The sequence below is a fragment of the Bradyrhizobium sp. CCGB20 genome (assembly GCF_024199855.1).
GTDB lineage: Bacteria > Pseudomonadota > Alphaproteobacteria > Rhizobiales > Xanthobacteraceae > Bradyrhizobium.
The window spans coordinates 5,025,046-5,038,714 of sequence record NZ_JANADN010000001.1; the positions used below are offsets into that span (position 1 = coordinate 5,025,046).

At 64.5% G+C, this 13,669-nt stretch carries 16 protein-coding genes; 8 read left to right on the forward strand and 8 right to left on the reverse strand.

All coding sequences use genetic code 11. From position 1 onward, the window contains the following. Positions 1-9: 9 nt before the first annotated feature. Complete coding sequence (locus tag NLM15_RS23210; RefSeq protein ID WP_254119726.1) at positions 10-285, forward strand: GNAT family N-acetyltransferase; 276 nt, start codon at positions 10-12, stop codon at positions 283-285. Positions 286-330: 45 nt separating this feature from the next. On the opposite strand, the gene NLM15_RS23215 is transcribed toward NLM15_RS23210, so the two are convergent. Continuing rightward, the gene (locus NLM15_RS23215; RefSeq protein WP_254119728.1) at positions 331-729 is read right to left on the reverse strand and encodes an SPW repeat protein; all 399 of its coding nucleotides are present in this window, start codon (positions 727-729) and stop codon (positions 331-333) included. Between the two features lie 265 nt (positions 730-994). Here NLM15_RS23215 and NLM15_RS23220 point away from each other — a divergent pair, with 265 nt between their 5' ends. Further along, entirely contained in the window at positions 995-1,270 is a 276-nt protein-coding gene (locus NLM15_RS23220; protein ID WP_254119730.1) for a GNAT family N-acetyltransferase, read from the forward strand. 53 nt (positions 1,271-1,323) lie between these two features. Here NLM15_RS23220 and NLM15_RS23225 read toward each other — a convergent pair whose 3' ends face one another. Then, positions 1,324-1,725 carry a DUF3597 domain-containing protein gene (locus tag NLM15_RS23225; RefSeq protein WP_254119732.1) on the reverse strand — a complete coding sequence of 134 codons (402 nt, stop codon included), beginning with the start codon at positions 1,723-1,725 and terminating at the stop codon, positions 1,324-1,326. 332 nt (positions 1,726-2,057) lie between these two features. On the opposite strand from NLM15_RS23225, the gene NLM15_RS23230 reads away from it, so the two are divergent. Further along, on the forward strand, positions 2,058-2,966 hold the full coding sequence (locus tag NLM15_RS23230; RefSeq protein ID WP_254119734.1) for a DUF2189 domain-containing protein: 909 nt from the start codon (positions 2,058-2,060) through the stop codon (positions 2,964-2,966). A gap of 130 nt (positions 2,967-3,096) precedes the next feature. Further along, positions 3,097-3,921, forward strand: coding sequence for a lytic murein transglycosylase (locus NLM15_RS23235; protein WP_254119736.1), 825 nt, complete (start codon positions 3,097-3,099; stop codon positions 3,919-3,921). 75 nt (positions 3,922-3,996) lie between these two features. On the opposite strand, the gene NLM15_RS23240 is transcribed toward NLM15_RS23235, so the two are convergent. Next, the gene (locus tag NLM15_RS23240; protein WP_254119738.1) at positions 3,997-4,323 is read right to left on the reverse strand and encodes a hypothetical protein; all 327 of its coding nucleotides are present in this window, start codon (positions 4,321-4,323) and stop codon (positions 3,997-3,999) included. Positions 4,324-4,945: 622 nt separating this feature from the next. Between NLM15_RS23240 and NLM15_RS23245 the strand changes: the two genes are divergently transcribed. From NLM15_RS23245 to NLM15_RS23260, 4 genes are all read left to right on the forward strand, one after another. Next, complete coding sequence (locus tag NLM15_RS23245) at positions 4,946-5,098, forward strand: DUF1127 domain-containing protein (protein ID WP_007590701.1); 153 nt, start codon at positions 4,946-4,948, stop codon at positions 5,096-5,098. Between the two features lie 126 nt (positions 5,099-5,224). After that, positions 5,225-6,652 carry a methylenetetrahydrofolate--tRNA-(uracil(54)-C(5))-methyltransferase (FADH(2)-oxidizing) TrmFO gene (gene trmFO / locus NLM15_RS23250; RefSeq protein WP_254119740.1) on the forward strand — a complete coding sequence of 476 codons (1,428 nt, stop codon included), beginning with the start codon at positions 5,225-5,227 and terminating at the stop codon, positions 6,650-6,652. 7 nt (positions 6,653-6,659) lie between these two features. Further along, on the forward strand, positions 6,660-7,754 hold the full coding sequence (locus tag NLM15_RS23255; protein ID WP_254119742.1) for a serine/threonine protein kinase: 1,095 nt from the start codon (positions 6,660-6,662) through the stop codon (positions 7,752-7,754). Between the two features lie 97 nt (positions 7,755-7,851). Then, positions 7,852-8,415 (forward strand): CAP domain-containing protein, encoded by a 564-nt coding sequence (locus NLM15_RS23260; RefSeq protein ID WP_254119744.1) that lies wholly within the window; start codon positions 7,852-7,854, stop codon positions 8,413-8,415. 12 nt (positions 8,416-8,427) lie between these two features. Here NLM15_RS23260 and NLM15_RS23265 read toward each other — a convergent pair whose 3' ends face one another. The 5 genes from NLM15_RS23265 to NLM15_RS23285 form a co-directional block, all read right to left on the reverse strand. Then, a complete protein-coding gene (locus NLM15_RS23265; RefSeq protein ID WP_254119746.1) occupies positions 8,428-8,901 on the reverse strand; it encodes a VOC family protein in 474 nt (157 codons plus the stop codon). 126 nt (positions 8,902-9,027) lie between these two features. Further along, on the reverse strand, positions 9,028-10,359 hold the full coding sequence (locus NLM15_RS23270; RefSeq protein WP_254119748.1) for an MFS transporter: 1,332 nt from the start codon (positions 10,357-10,359) through the stop codon (positions 9,028-9,030). Positions 10,360-10,397: 38 nt separating this feature from the next. Further along, positions 10,398-11,339: a hydroxymethylglutaryl-CoA lyase gene (locus NLM15_RS23275; RefSeq protein ID WP_254119749.1), complete on the reverse strand. Its 942-nt coding sequence runs from the start codon at positions 11,337-11,339 to the stop codon at positions 10,398-10,400. Then, a complete protein-coding gene (locus NLM15_RS23280) occupies positions 11,336-12,529 on the reverse strand; it encodes a CaiB/BaiF CoA-transferase family protein (protein ID WP_254119750.1) in 1,194 nt (397 codons plus the stop codon). The genes NLM15_RS23275 and NLM15_RS23280 overlap by 4 nt, the downstream gene beginning before the upstream one ends. Before the next feature lie 113 nt (positions 12,530-12,642). Further along, a complete protein-coding gene (locus tag NLM15_RS23285) occupies positions 12,643-13,602 on the reverse strand; it encodes a LysR family transcriptional regulator (RefSeq protein ID WP_254119751.1) in 960 nt (319 codons plus the stop codon). Between the last annotated feature and the right edge of the window lie 67 nt (positions 13,603-13,669).

A 13,669-nucleotide genomic window follows, 5' to 3' on the forward strand; every position in this document is an offset into this window, starting at 1 on the left:
GGAGACGACATGAGCGACGTCATCGACAACAAGGACCATCACCGCTTCGAGCTTGAGGTCGAGGGCCATCTTGCGACCGAGCATTACAAGCTCGACGGCAATTTCATCACCTTCGAGCACACTGACGTGCCGAAGGAGCTCGGCGGCAAGGGCGTCGGCTCGAAACTGGTGCAAGGCGCACTCGACCAGGTCCGCGCGGCCGGATTGAAACTGATCCCGGAATGCCCGTTCGTGAAGGCATGGATCGAAAAGCATCCAGAGTACCAGGACCTGGTGAAGAGATGACGGCGAAGGCCCGCCGCAGCCAGGCGGGCCTGCCGGTCTCTGAGGCTATTGCCCGTGCCTGAGCATGTCCTGGTCACTCAGATCCCAGTCCTGCCACAGCTGGAGCACGCCGAGGAGCACCACCACCGCGCCGAGGCTCGTATGATAGACGCGAAGATAGCCTTCGCCGGAATAGCCGATGACATAGGGCGAGGCGATGAGCCACAGCCCGATCAGTATTGTCGTCACCTCTTGCCAGCGCTGCAGCGCGACATATTCGAGCTGGCTGAGGCCAAACACGACAAGGCCGACCGCGACCGCATTCAGGATCATCATCTGGTGTCCGGCGATCGGCGGTTGTTCCTGGATGGGAAACCACGGCGAAACGACGATCAGTGCGCCGAGCAACATCCCGCACCAATCTTCCCACGTTCGATGAGTATTCAAGAAACCAAAGTCCGACATAGTACCCTCCTACGACAGAGGCATACGTCTGCGGCTGGCGAACATGATACTCCGAACGTCTGGCAGCTCTGCCGGCCGCATTCAGGCGTATGTCCTTCAAAGGACGTGGCAATCGCCCTGGAACTTGCAAGGGCCGTATCGCGGATTATTTAGGATCTCCCGTTGCCGGGCAGCAGCTTGGCCCCAGCTGCCCTGGTCGCACCTTGGCAAGAGCCGGTGCTGGCGCCTAGATCAGGAGGCAGACAGCGCTTCGGAAGGATATTGCATGGCGGCAACGGTACGGGACAACAAGGACAGCAGTCGCTTCGAGCTCGATGTCGGCAACGAAATCGCCTTCGCCAATTACCGGCTCACGCCGTCGGCCGTGATCATCACCCACACCGAGACGCCGCGCGCGCTCCGCGGCCGCGGCATTGCATCCGAGCTGATCAAGGGTGCGCTGGACCTGATCCGCCGCGACGGCAGGAAGGTGATCGCCGGCTGCGGCTTCGTCGTCGACTATCTCGAAAGGCATCCGGAAGATGCGGACCTCGTCGCCTGAATGCAAAAGGGCCCGCGAGATCGCGGGCCCCTGGCTTACGACCGAGCGATCGGTCAGTGCTTGATCTCGGGCGGGAGCTTGCCGCCATTGGCGGCGAGCTTGGACATCACCTGCTTGTGCAGCCAGACGTTCATGCTCGCGGAATCGTTGGTGTCGCCACTATAGCCGAGCTCCTTGGCGAGATCCTTGCGCGCGGCGAGGCTGGAATCGATGTCGAGCGCCTTCATGAGGTCGACGATCGAGGTGCGCCATTCCAGCTTCTCGCCCTTGTGCGCGGCCACGGCCGCATCGACGATCGCGGCAACGTCCACTGTCGACGCAGGCGCGCCGGCAGGCGCTGCTCCGCCCGGCGCGGCGCTAGCGGGCGCGCTGCCCGACGGTGCGCTGCCTGCAGGTGCGGCGGAAGCTGGATGGCTGCCGAAGATCGCGCCCATGATTTTCCCGAAAATGCTCATGTCTGCTCCCCGAATAGGATCCGTTGGAAGGGCCTTGAGTGGCACTTATAAACGAAGTTTCTGCGTTGCGCCCGCGAAGTCCTGCGAACCGACAAGCAGCATCAGCTTATCTGCGGCGAAATGACGGCCGAATGACATCATTGAGGTTGCAGTGCGGCATCGAATCTCGACCAAGCGTGAGGGACAGGACTCGGAAATGGGCGTACGCTTGAGGTTCAGCTCGCGATGGCGTCCGGAATTCGCGTCTGGTCGACATCGCGAAACTCAGAAAAGCGGCCGCTTGCGCCGTTGCCGGCGCCGAATTCGGCTGCATGGCAAGGGAGCTAGCGACCATGGCCACACTCTACCAGGGCAATGTCCCCACCGTGGGCCAGACCGCCAAGGCGGCTGGACCGGTGATCCGCACCATCCAAATCTCCGATCTGCACGACGCGCTCAGGCGGGGCTGGGAAGATTTCAAGGCGGTGCCGAGCCACGCCATCATCCTCTGCGTGATCTATCCGGTGCTGGGCCTCGTGCTCGCCCGCGCGGTGATGGGCTATTCGGTGCTGCCGCTGTTGTTCCCGCTGGCCGCAGGCTTCGCGCTGATCGGCCCGTTCGCCGCCCTCGGTCTCTATGAGCTCTCCAGCCGGCGCGAACGCTATGAAGAGGCCAGCGCCTGGGATGCCATGGAGGTGCTGCGCTCGCCATCGTTCGGCGCCATGCTCGGTCTCGGCACACTGCTGCTCGCGCTGTTCGTGACCTGGGTTGCGACCGCGCAGGCGATCTATATCGCGGCGTTCGGCTATGAGGGCGCGACCGGGATCTCTGATTTCATGACGCGCGTTCTCACCAGCCGGCAAGGCTGGTGGCTGATCGTGGTCGGCTGCGGCACCGGCTTCCTGTTCGCGCTTGCCGCGCTCTGCATCAGCGCCGTGTCGTTCCCCTTGATGCTCGACCGCCATGCCGGCGCGTTCGAGGCGATGGTGACGTCGCTGCGCGTCGTCGCCAAGAACCCGGTGCCGATGTTGGCCTGGGGCCTGATCGTCGCGGTGCTGCTGGCGCTCGGCACGATCCCGGCGTTCCTCGGCCTCGCCGTGGTGATCCCCCTGCTCGGCCATGCCACCTGGCACCTCTACCGCAAGGTGATCGCCTCGGAGCCCGGTGCACGTCCGGTGCCGCCCCCGCCGCATCGCCCGCGCAAGCCGGCCGCCGACTTCCCCGCCAACCTCTTCCCCTGGAGGAATCGGACGGACGCCTGACGATATCGTGACATGCGCTCCTGCCCGGGACCGGGCAGGAGCGCGCACTGTCATACGCCTTGCTTTGGCCGCGGTTACAACCGAGATTGCGCCCGCCGGCCAGACCACTTCACGGAATCCATTTCATCTGATGACCCCGACGATTTCTCGTCTCGCTCTCGCAGCCTTCGCCCTCTCCGCATCCATCCTGTCCGCCCAGCCAGCCCTTGCCGCTGTAGCCTGTGGCTCGGGCAATTTCGACGCCTGGCTCGCGGACTTCAAAACCGACGCCGCGGCCAAAGGCATCTCGCAGCAAGCCATCACCGCGGGGCTTGCCGGCGTGACGCTCGATCAGAGCGTGCTCAATCGCGACCGCTCGCAAAAGGTCTTCACCCAGACGTTCGAAGAGTTTTCCGGCCGAATGGTGCCGCCGCGGATGACGCGCGGCTCCAACATGATGAAGCAATACGGCTCGGTGCTCTCCCGCATCGAGCAGACCTATGGCGTGCCGGGCGAAGTGCTGGTCGCGATCTGGGGTCTCGAGACCGATTTCGGCGTCAACACCGGCAAGTTCGCGACCATTCGCTCGCTGGCGACGCTGGCCTATGATTGCCGCCGCTCCGACCAGTTTCGCGCAGAGCTGCTGGATGCGCTGCGCATCGTCCAGCGCGGCGACCTCGCACCGGCCGACATGAAGGGCGCCTGGGCCGGCGAGCTCGGCCAAACCCAGTTCATGCCGTCGTCCTGGATGAAATACGCCGTCGATTTCGACGGCAACGGCAAGCGCGACCTCCTGCACAACGCGCCGGACGTGCTCGCCTCCACCGCCAATTATCTTGCCGGCTATGGCTGGCAGCGCGGCAAGGATTGGCAGCCCGGCGCTCCGAATTTCGCAGTGCTGCAGCAGTGGAATAAGAGCGAGGTCTACTCCAAGACGGTCGCCTCGTTCGCGACCCAGCTCGCGCGCGCCCCTTAGGATACCTGGCAAACGTGTAGGGCCGATCGCCCGGCGACCGGCCCTCTCTTGGGTAGCGTTGACCTCGCGACGTTTCTATTTGCCCATGGTGGCGTGCATCGCCTTGTTCAGGTGCGCGCCGCACACACCCATCTTGCCGTTGAGCAGCGCGTCCTGCGCGGCCGCGATCTCCTTCTGCGCAACGAACTTGCTGTCGCCGTCGGCCATATTCTCGATCGCGGTCTCCGTCTTCTCCAGATTGGCCGAGCTGCAGCCGCCCATAGCGTGCTTGGCGGCCTGGGCCGGCGCGACAGCGAACGCGACGGCGGCAATTGCGATAACCCCGAGTAACTTCGTCATGATGTTACTTTCCTTCTCTTGTTCTTGAGACAGAACCAGCGACATTGCCGGAATCTGCGACATGACTTTCCTCCGGGCGCGGCAACTTGCCGCAATAAATTCCTCGCGAGAATTGCGTGATGTTGCGCGCGGCGCAGAGGCGCATGCGAAAATTCTGATTTTCATTACACCCTTGTAATGAACGCCACACGCTCGGCGTGTGTGCACTGCACCAGCTAGGTGTTGCGGTCTGAAACGAGGCCGGATCAGGGCGTCCAAGCCTTGCTGCCCCTCGTCGGGCGGATTCGCCAGACCCCAAGCGAGGCGAATCGTCCTGCGGACAATAAATGAATTTATATTCACAATTGTCGTCTTTTCATCATGCGATTCGTGCATGCGAGACTTGGGCGCAGAAGCTGCTCGATTGCCTTGCGAGGGATTGGAACGCAACCTATTTCCTCCCTTGAGGGAACCGGATTGACTGAACTAAATCCGTGAATTCACGGGGCTTTATGGCAATCCAATCTCGCTTCCGCCTACCCTTTGGGCGGGAGTGCCGCCGGGTTAATCGTCCGTTACCACCGCTATGCACCCCACGCTTAGCTGCATCGCAACATCGGAACTTTCGCACTGCACCACTCTCACCTATATTCATTTCAACGATGAGGCCCGGGCAAGGGCTGAATCGAACTACAGGAGACTACCAATGCTGCTCTCGCTCATCCGCATGATCCAGGCTTTCCGGGACTATCAGCGCAATGTTGCCGAGCTGTCCCAGCTCAGCGATCGCGAACTGGCCGACATCGGCCTCGATCGCTCGGACATCCCGCGCGTTGCCGCCGGTCAGTATCAGGGCTGACATCGTTCAGCCCTTCACCGGACGAACCGATAGCGCCCGCCTCGTGCGGGCGTTGTCGTTTCTGATGGCAGAAAACTCGATCTCGGCGATTCCACTGACCGCCGAAAAGCGCTACCTGTCCGCCCCATGACAGGACCCCTATCCAACACCGTGCACGTCATCGGCGCCGGCCTTGCCGGTTCCGAAGCCGCCTGGCAGGTCGCCAAATCAGGCGTGCCCGTGGTGCTGCACGAGATGCGGCCGACCCGCATGACCGAGGCGCACCGCACCGACGGGCTCGCCGAGCTGGTCTGCTCCAACTCGTTCCGCTCGGACGACGCCGCCAATAACGCCGTCGGCCTGCTGCACGCCGAAATGCGCCGGCTCGACTCGCTGATCATGCGCGCGGCCGACGCCAACCAGGTGCCCGCCGGCGGCGCGCTCGCGGTCGACCGCGACGGCTTCTCGGCGGCCGTCACCAAGGCGCTCAACGACCACCCCCTGATCGAGATCGCCCGCGGCGAGGTTTCAGGCCTGCCGCCGGCCGACTGGAGCAACGTCATCGTTGCGACCGGCCCCCTCACCTCCGCGCCGCTGGCCGACGCCATCCGCGAGCTGACCGACGAAAACGCGCTCGCCTTCTTCGACGCGATCGCGCCGATCGTGCATCGGGAGTCCATCGACATGTCGGTGGCCTGGTTCCAGTCGCGCTATGACAAGGTCGGCCCCGGCGGCAACGGCGCCGACTACATCAACTGCCCGATGACCAAGGAGCAGTATGACGGCTTCGTTGCGGCGCTGATCGCCGGCGAGAAGACCGAGTTCAAGGAGTGGGAGACCAACACGCCCTATTTCGACGGCTGCCTGCCGATCGAGGTGATGGCGGAGCGCGGCCCCGAGACGCTGCGCCACGGCCCGATGAAACCGGTCGGCCTCACCAATCCGCACGATCCCACCACGAAAGCCTACGCGATCGTGCAGCTGCGGCAGGACAACAAGCTCGGCACGCTCTACAACATCGTCGGCTTCCAGACGAAGCTGAAATACGGCGAGCAGCAGCGCATCTTCCGCACCATTCCAGGGCTGGAGAAGGCCGAATTCGCCCGCCTCGGCGGCCTGCATCGCAACACCTTCCTCAACTCGCCAAAACTGCTCGACGGCCAGTTGCGCCTGCGCGCACAGCCGCGGCTGCGTTTTGCGGGCCAGATGACGGGCTGCGAGGGCTATGTGGAATCCGCAAGCGTCGGCTTGATTGCCGGTCTCTATGCGGCGGCAGATGCGCGCGGCGAGACGCTTGCGAGCCCGCCGGGCACCACAGCGCTCGGGTCGCTGCTCGGCCACATCACCGGCGGCCATATCGAGACCATCGAGCCGGGCACACGCTCGTTCCAGCCGATGAACATCAATTTCGGCCTGTTTCCGCCACTTGCGAGCGCACCGACGAAGAAGCCCGACGGCACGCGGCTGCGCGGCAACGAGAAGACGGTGGCCAAGAAGCAGGCGATGAGCGCACTGGCGCTCGCCGATCTCGACCGCTGGATCGCCGATCATCTGCGCATTGCCGCAGCCGCGTGAGTTTACGATGAGTCTCCCCAAAGACGACGCCGCGACACTGTCGGCGCGCTGGACCGAGGGCGTGCTGCTGAAGCGCGACGTGTTCTCGACCGTCGAGCGCGGTCGCTTCCGCGGCGACAGCGGCGAGGTCGACGCGGTGCTGCGCCGGCTCGACGAAGTGCCGTGGTGGTCATTCCTGCTGGCGCGCCACCTGTTCGCACGCGAGAAGCATGCGCTCGCCCTCGCCAAGGGGCTGAATGTCGGCCCTGAGCTGCTGTGGGCCGGCCGCCGCGCGCTGGTGCGCGGCTTCGTCGACGGCGTTGCGCTGCATCTGGCCAAGCCGCATGGCGATCTCGCCTATTTCCGCTCGGCCAAGGGGGCGCTGCGCCGGCTGCGCCGCGCCGGCATCTGCCACAACGATCTCGCCAAGGAACAGAACTGGCTGGTCGGCCGGGACGGCCGCGCCTATGTGACCGACTTCCAGCTCGCGGCCTGCTTCAATCGCCGCGGCCGGCTCTATCGCATTCTCGCGTATGAAGATCTCCGCCATCTGCTCAAGCACAAGCGCTCGTATGCGCCGGAAGCGCTGACGCCGCGCGAGCGAAAAATCCTCGCCAAGAAATCGTTCGCGGCAAGCCTGTGGCTCGCCACCGGCAAGAAGGTCTACCGCGCGATCACGCGCGGCCTGTTCAATTTCACCGACCGCGAGGGCGGCGGCCGCCGGCTGGTCAACGACGCGCCGGTGCTGGCCGAGCTGATCCGCAGGAATCCGGCCGTGCGCGACACCGCCATCGTCGCCTTCGCCGACCGCCGTTCCGGCGTCGGGCTCTATGCCTTCGTCGAGGCCGATCAGGCCACGCTCGAGGGCGAGCTTCGGAGCGAGCTCACCGCCGCGAAGGGCCCGAAGCCGCCGGAGCATATCCAGGTCGTCCACGCGCTGCCCCGTGATGGCAGCGGCAAGCCGCGGACCGAGATCCTGCAGCTGGTCGCCATGAACCAGCTCGATCTGATCGAGCCGATGATGAAGAACGACCAGGACCGCGCCTTCCTCAAGGACATCCTGGAGCAGCGCAAGAACCTGCGCGACCGCTTCAATTTCGAGGCGGACCTGCCGACCAGCTAGCGCGGCGCACTGGTGCCTTGAAGCGTCCACATTGGCGATAGAGAAGCGATCGGGAACAGGCAGGCTTGGCGGGGCTATGGGCATGCGGGGGACGATAATGCATCGTGGGGTTGGCGGCCTCATCGCCGGCCTCCTGCTGCTGGCTACTGCGCCCGCAATGGCCGAATCCCCCTCCGAGCTGATTTCCAGCTTCCGCCTCAAGCATGGCGAGGTCCGCGTCGTCCGCGACTCGACCCTCGACCGCATCGCCATGGACCAGGCCCGCGCGATGGCGGCGAAGGACGATCTCAGCCACGACGCTCTCGGCCCGTTCAACCGGCGCGTCGCACCGGCCGGCGCAGGCCGTGCCGCCGAGAACATCGCCTACGGCTACGACAATTTCGAGAAGACGCTGGGCCAGTGGATCGACTCCTCCGGCCACCGCAAGAACCTCTTGCTGCACAACGCCTCCCGGGTCGGCATCGCAAGCGCCAGGAATGCCAGCGGCAAGCGCACCTATTGGGCGATGGTGATCGCGGGCGATTACGAGCCGAAGGGCAAAGGCAAAGGCAAGAAAGACACCGAACCGCTGGTCGCCGTGAAGCGCGAAGCCGCGCCCGCGAGCAAGCCCAAGCCCAAGTCCAGCAGCTGCCACATCAAGCTGCTCAGCCTCTGCATCTGAGGCGCGATCACATCAGCCGCGACGCGCGGCCTCGATCGCGGCGACGTCGATCTTCGTCATCCCCATCATCGCGTCGAACGCGCGCTTGGCCTCAGTGCCGCCGGCCGCCAGCGCCTCGGTCAGCACGCGCGGCGTGATCTGCCAGGAAAGGCCCCATCGGTCCTTGCACCAGCCGCAGGCGCTCTCCTGCCCGCCATTTCCGACGATGGCGTTCCAGTAGCGGTCGGTCTCCTCCTGATCGTCGGTTGCGATCTGGAACGAGAAGGCCTCGTTGTGCTTGAAGATCGGACCGCCGTTGAGGCCGAGACAGGCAACGCCGGCCACCGTGAACTCGACCGTCAGCACATCGCCGGCCTTCCCGGACGGGTAGTCGCTGGGCGCACGGTGGACGGCACTCACGGCGCTGTCGGGAAACGTTTCGGCATAGAAGCGGGCAGCCGCTTCGGCATCCTTGTCGTACCACAGGCAAATCGTATTCTTCGCCATCGCGCGTTCCCTTTGGTTCCAGGCCGATCACACCGCAGCCCGTTGAGATCGGAGCGCGATGTGATCGACTTCGCCTAGATACCCTCTCGGGTGCGCCTCACCAAGGCGCGCCGATTGCCGCAGCCCCTATCGCGCGGGTTCCGCCACGTCCCTGGCTTTCAGGTCACGCGGAAGCACCGTCAGCAGCAGCATCGCGCAGAGCACGCAAAGGCCGCCGATGACGTAGAGCGCCGGTGTCGTGCTGCCGGTCATATCCTTGACCGAGCCGACCATGACCGGGCTGACGATGCCGCCGACCTGCCCGAGCGTGTTGATGAGCGCAATGCCGCTGGCCGCGCCCGCGCCGGTGAGAATCTTCGGAGGCAGCGTCCAGAAGGTTGGAATGGCCGCGACCACGCCGCCGCCGAGGATCGCGAGTGCACCAACCAGCGTGACGACGTTCCTGTCGAATACACCGGAGGCGAAGAAGCCTACCGCCGCAGCCAGAACCAGGCCTGCGACGAACTTCGGGCGTTCGCCCGAGGCGTCGGATAAACGGCCCACAACGATCATGCAGATCGCGCCGCAGATATAGGGCACGGCAGTCAGGAAGCCGATCGCGGCTGCGCTGCCTCCGCCGGCGGCCTTGATCAGGTCAGGCGCCCAGAAATTGAGGCCGTAGGATGCGATCTGGATCAGGAAGTAGATGAATCCGAGCAGCAGCACGCCCGGCATGAGCAGTGACCGCCACGCCGAGTGTTCGCCGATCTCGCTCTTCTGGCGGTCGAGCTGGACCAAGATCAGCCGACGCTCGTCGTCGCTCAGCCATTCGGCCTGCTCGATCCCGTCGTCGAAGCGCAGCAGCACGACGATGCCCAGCGCAACGCACGGAATGCCACCGGCCAGGAACAGCCATTGCCAGCCGGCGAGACCGTGCAGCCCGTTCAGGTAATTGAGGATGAGACCCGAGATCGGCGCGCCGATGATCCCCGAAAACGCCGTGGCGAGAAAGAACACGGACGTCATGCGGCCGCGATGCGACTTCGGAAACCAGAGCGTCAGGTAATAGAGAATGCCGGGAGCAAATCCCGCCTCCATGGCGCCGATCACGAAGCGCAGCGCGTAGAACTGCCACTCGCTCTGGACGAAAACCATGGCAGCTGTCGCCAGCCCCCAGGAGATCATGATGCGCGCGATCCAGCGCCGCGCGCCGAAGCGATAAAGCAGCATATTGCTCGGCACCTCCAACAGGACGTAGCCGACCACGAACAGGCTGGCACCGAAGCCATAGGCCGTGTTGCTGAGGCCGAGATCGGCCTGCAGTGCAGCCTTGGCGAAGCTGATGTTGACGCGGTCGAAGAACGCAAAGAAGTAGCAGACGATGATCAGCGGCATCAGCCGCCACGCGATCTTCTTGATGACCTGGTGCTCTGTGAGTCCGGTCTCGAGGTCGGCGGTCGCCGCCGTGGCAATAGTCATGGTTTCCTCCATTATGTTTTGAATTTGATTGCGGTCGCTCAGCCTGAGCGCCGCAAACGTTCGGGTATGGGATGCAGGTCGAGGGGGCGGCCAGCCTTGGCGACCTGCCCCGGCACCTCGTGTCCGACCAGTCCCGGCAATCGGAACGAGAGATCGATCAGGCGCTGCAGATCGAGGCCGGTCCGCAAGCCCGTTTCATGACAGAGATTGACGAGGTCCTCGGTGCAGACGTTGCCGGTCGCGCCCGGTGCGAACGGACATCCGCCAAGACCGCCGAGCGCCGCATCGAAGCGGCGCGCGCCCGCGTCATAGGCCGAAAGAACATTGACCAGTCCGAGGCCACGCGTGTTGTGGAAGTGAACCGTGAGCCTGTCCGCGGGGACCAGCATCAACACCTCGGTCACCAGCTTCGACACCTGATTGGGATTGGCCATGCCCGTGGTATCGGCGAGCGTGACGCCGTCGGCACCGAGATCGAGGTAGCGCCTGACGGTGTCGCGCACCTTCTCGAGCGGCTGCACGCCTTCGAACGGACAGCCGAATGCGGTTGCGACGGTGGCATTGACCGCCGCGCCGCCTGCATGGGCCGGCTTCACGATCTCGGAGAGAGACGCCAGCGATTGCGCGTGCGTCATGTTCATGTTGGCGCGATTGTGCGTTTCACTCGCGGACATCACGAAATTGAGCTCGTCGGCGCGCGCCGCCAGTGCCAGTTCGGCACCCTTCCGGTTCGGGATGAGCGCCGTGTAGATCGTGCCGGGACGCCGCTCGATACCGGCGAACACCTCCGCCGCGTCTCGCAACGATGGAACGGCCGCGGCCGATACGAACGAGGAGACCTCGATGCGGCCGAATCCGATGGCCGACAGCGAATTGATCAGCCGTATTTTTTCGGCGGTTTCGACCCACTTCGCCTCGATCTGCAGGCCATCGCGCGGGGCGACTTCCTGGATCAGGATGTCGGGCGGTGTTGCCGTCATTGCACCGCTCCACTTCGGCGCAGCTGCGCGATATCGCCCGCCTGCAAGCCGAGGCCCGTCAGCACCTCGTCGGTATGCTGGCCCAGCGTCGGCCCGGGCCATCTGACCGTGCCGGGCGTGTCGGAAAGCTTGGGCGCAATGCCCGGCATCTTCACGGTGACGTCGCCCGGCAGCTCGGTCGGCAGGATCATCTCCCGCGCGGCGTAGTGGGGATCGTCGACGATGTCGGCAACCGAATAGATCCGGCCCGCGGGTACATCGGCCGCATCGAGGCGCGCGAGGATCTCGTCCATGGTTCGCGCCGACGTCCACGCGGCAATGGCGGCATCGAGCAAGGCGTTGCTGCGGACACGTCCGTCGTTGCTGGCAAGCGCCGGATCGTCGGCGAGGTCCGGTCGGCCGACCACCCGCATCAGGCGCCGGAAGATCGCGTCGCTGTTGCCGGCAATCACGACGTGGCGGCCATCCGAGCTTGGATACGTATTGGATGGACTGATGCCCGGCAGCGCGCCGCCCGTGCGGCTCCTGACATGACCCATGAGGTCGTATTCGGGGACTAGGCTCTCCATCAGATTGAACACGCTCTCGTAGAGCGAGACGTCGACGACCTGCCCGCGCCCCTGCCCGGTCTTGACGCGGAGCAGCGACATCAGCGCGCCGATCACGCCGTGAAGGGATGCAAGGCTGTCGCCGATGCTGATGCCGACCCGCGCCGGCGGGCTGTCCGGATCGCCCGTGGTGAAGCGCAAGCCCCCCATGGCTTCGCCGATCGCACCAAAGCCGGAGCGGTCGCGATAAGGGCCGGTCTGCCCGTAGCCGGAAATGCGCACGAGCGTGAGGTCGGGGTTGAGCTTTGACAACACGTCCCAGCCGAGGCCGAGCTTCTCGAGGCTGCCCGGCTTGAAGTTCTCGATCACGACATCGGCTTGCGCGGCCAGGCGCAGCGCTACGTCACGGCCATCAGGCGATTTCAGGTCGATCGCGATCGACTTCTTGTTGCGCGATTGCAGGTACCACCAGAGCGAGGTGCCCTGATGCAGCTTGCGCCATGTGCGCAAGGGATCACCGCAGCCGGGCTGCTCGATCTTGATGACTTCTGCGCCGAATTCGGCGAACAGCCGCGCGGCAAACGGCGCGGCGATCAATGTTCCGAGTTCGACGACTCGTATTCCGGAGAGTGGTCCGTGCACGTCTGGCGCTCCTCGATCGTCTTTGATCGTGGTGTCGCCGAGTGTGAGGTCTTAAGTCCAATATCCTTTGATGAACACGCGTTCGCGGACGACGAACGACATGAAGAGCGTAGTCAGTGCGGCCTGCTGTCCGGTGTCCGCAGATGATCGAGCATCAGCTGGCTCGTCGCCGACAACCCGGCGGGATCCCTCGCAACCAGCACCAGTTCGCGATCGGCCCAGTCGTCGCTCAGCTCGATGGCGGTCAGGTTCATGCCGTGACTGAGGACCTCGAACGCACGATCCGGGATGAGGCCGATGCCCATGCCGGCCTGCACCATCCGGCACACCGCATCGAAGCCGGGAACATGAACCCGCAACCGGATCGACTTGCCGATCTGCTGCGCGGTGTATTGCGAGCGCAGGTAGATGGAGCTCGTCGCAAACAGGCCGACATGGTCGTAATCGAGCGTATCGGCAAACGAAACGTCTTTCGCCGACGCAAGCGGATGATCGGACCGCACCACGATGACGAGGCGGTCACGCCGATAGGAGAACCGCTCCAGCCCGCGCGTCGACACATCCGCCGAGCAGATGCCGATTTCGGCCACGCCCTCCTCGACACCGCGGACGACATCGGCGCTCGGCCGTTCCTGCAGGTCGAGGCGCACCAGTTCGTGCGAGCGGAAGAAGCCGGGCAGATCGTCGGGGAGGAACTCGACGATCGACGACAGATTGGCCAGCATCCGCACATGCCCGCGCACGCCGCGCGCATGCTCGGCCATGTCGACCGCGATCTTCTCGACGTTGAGCAGCGTCACGCGTGCATGATGCAGCAACGATTCACCCGCCGGTGTCAGCGCCATGCCGTTCGGATGGCGCTCGAACAGGGCGACCTCGAGCACCTCCTCGAGATCGTGCATGCGCTTGCTGACGGCGGATGGCGCGATCGCCTCGCGCTGCGAGGCGCGCGTCAAATTGCCTTCTTCGCAGATGGCGATGAACAGCCGCAGGGTCGTAAGGTCGATCCGTCTGGCGATGTTGATCCTGGGTGTCCCGCTCGTCGAGCGCGACGACTGCGTTTTGTCCTGCATGGTCTGTTTCCCGACGCGGGAGGATATAGCCTTCGACACCCCCTGATTTCCCAAATTTCCAGCCTGG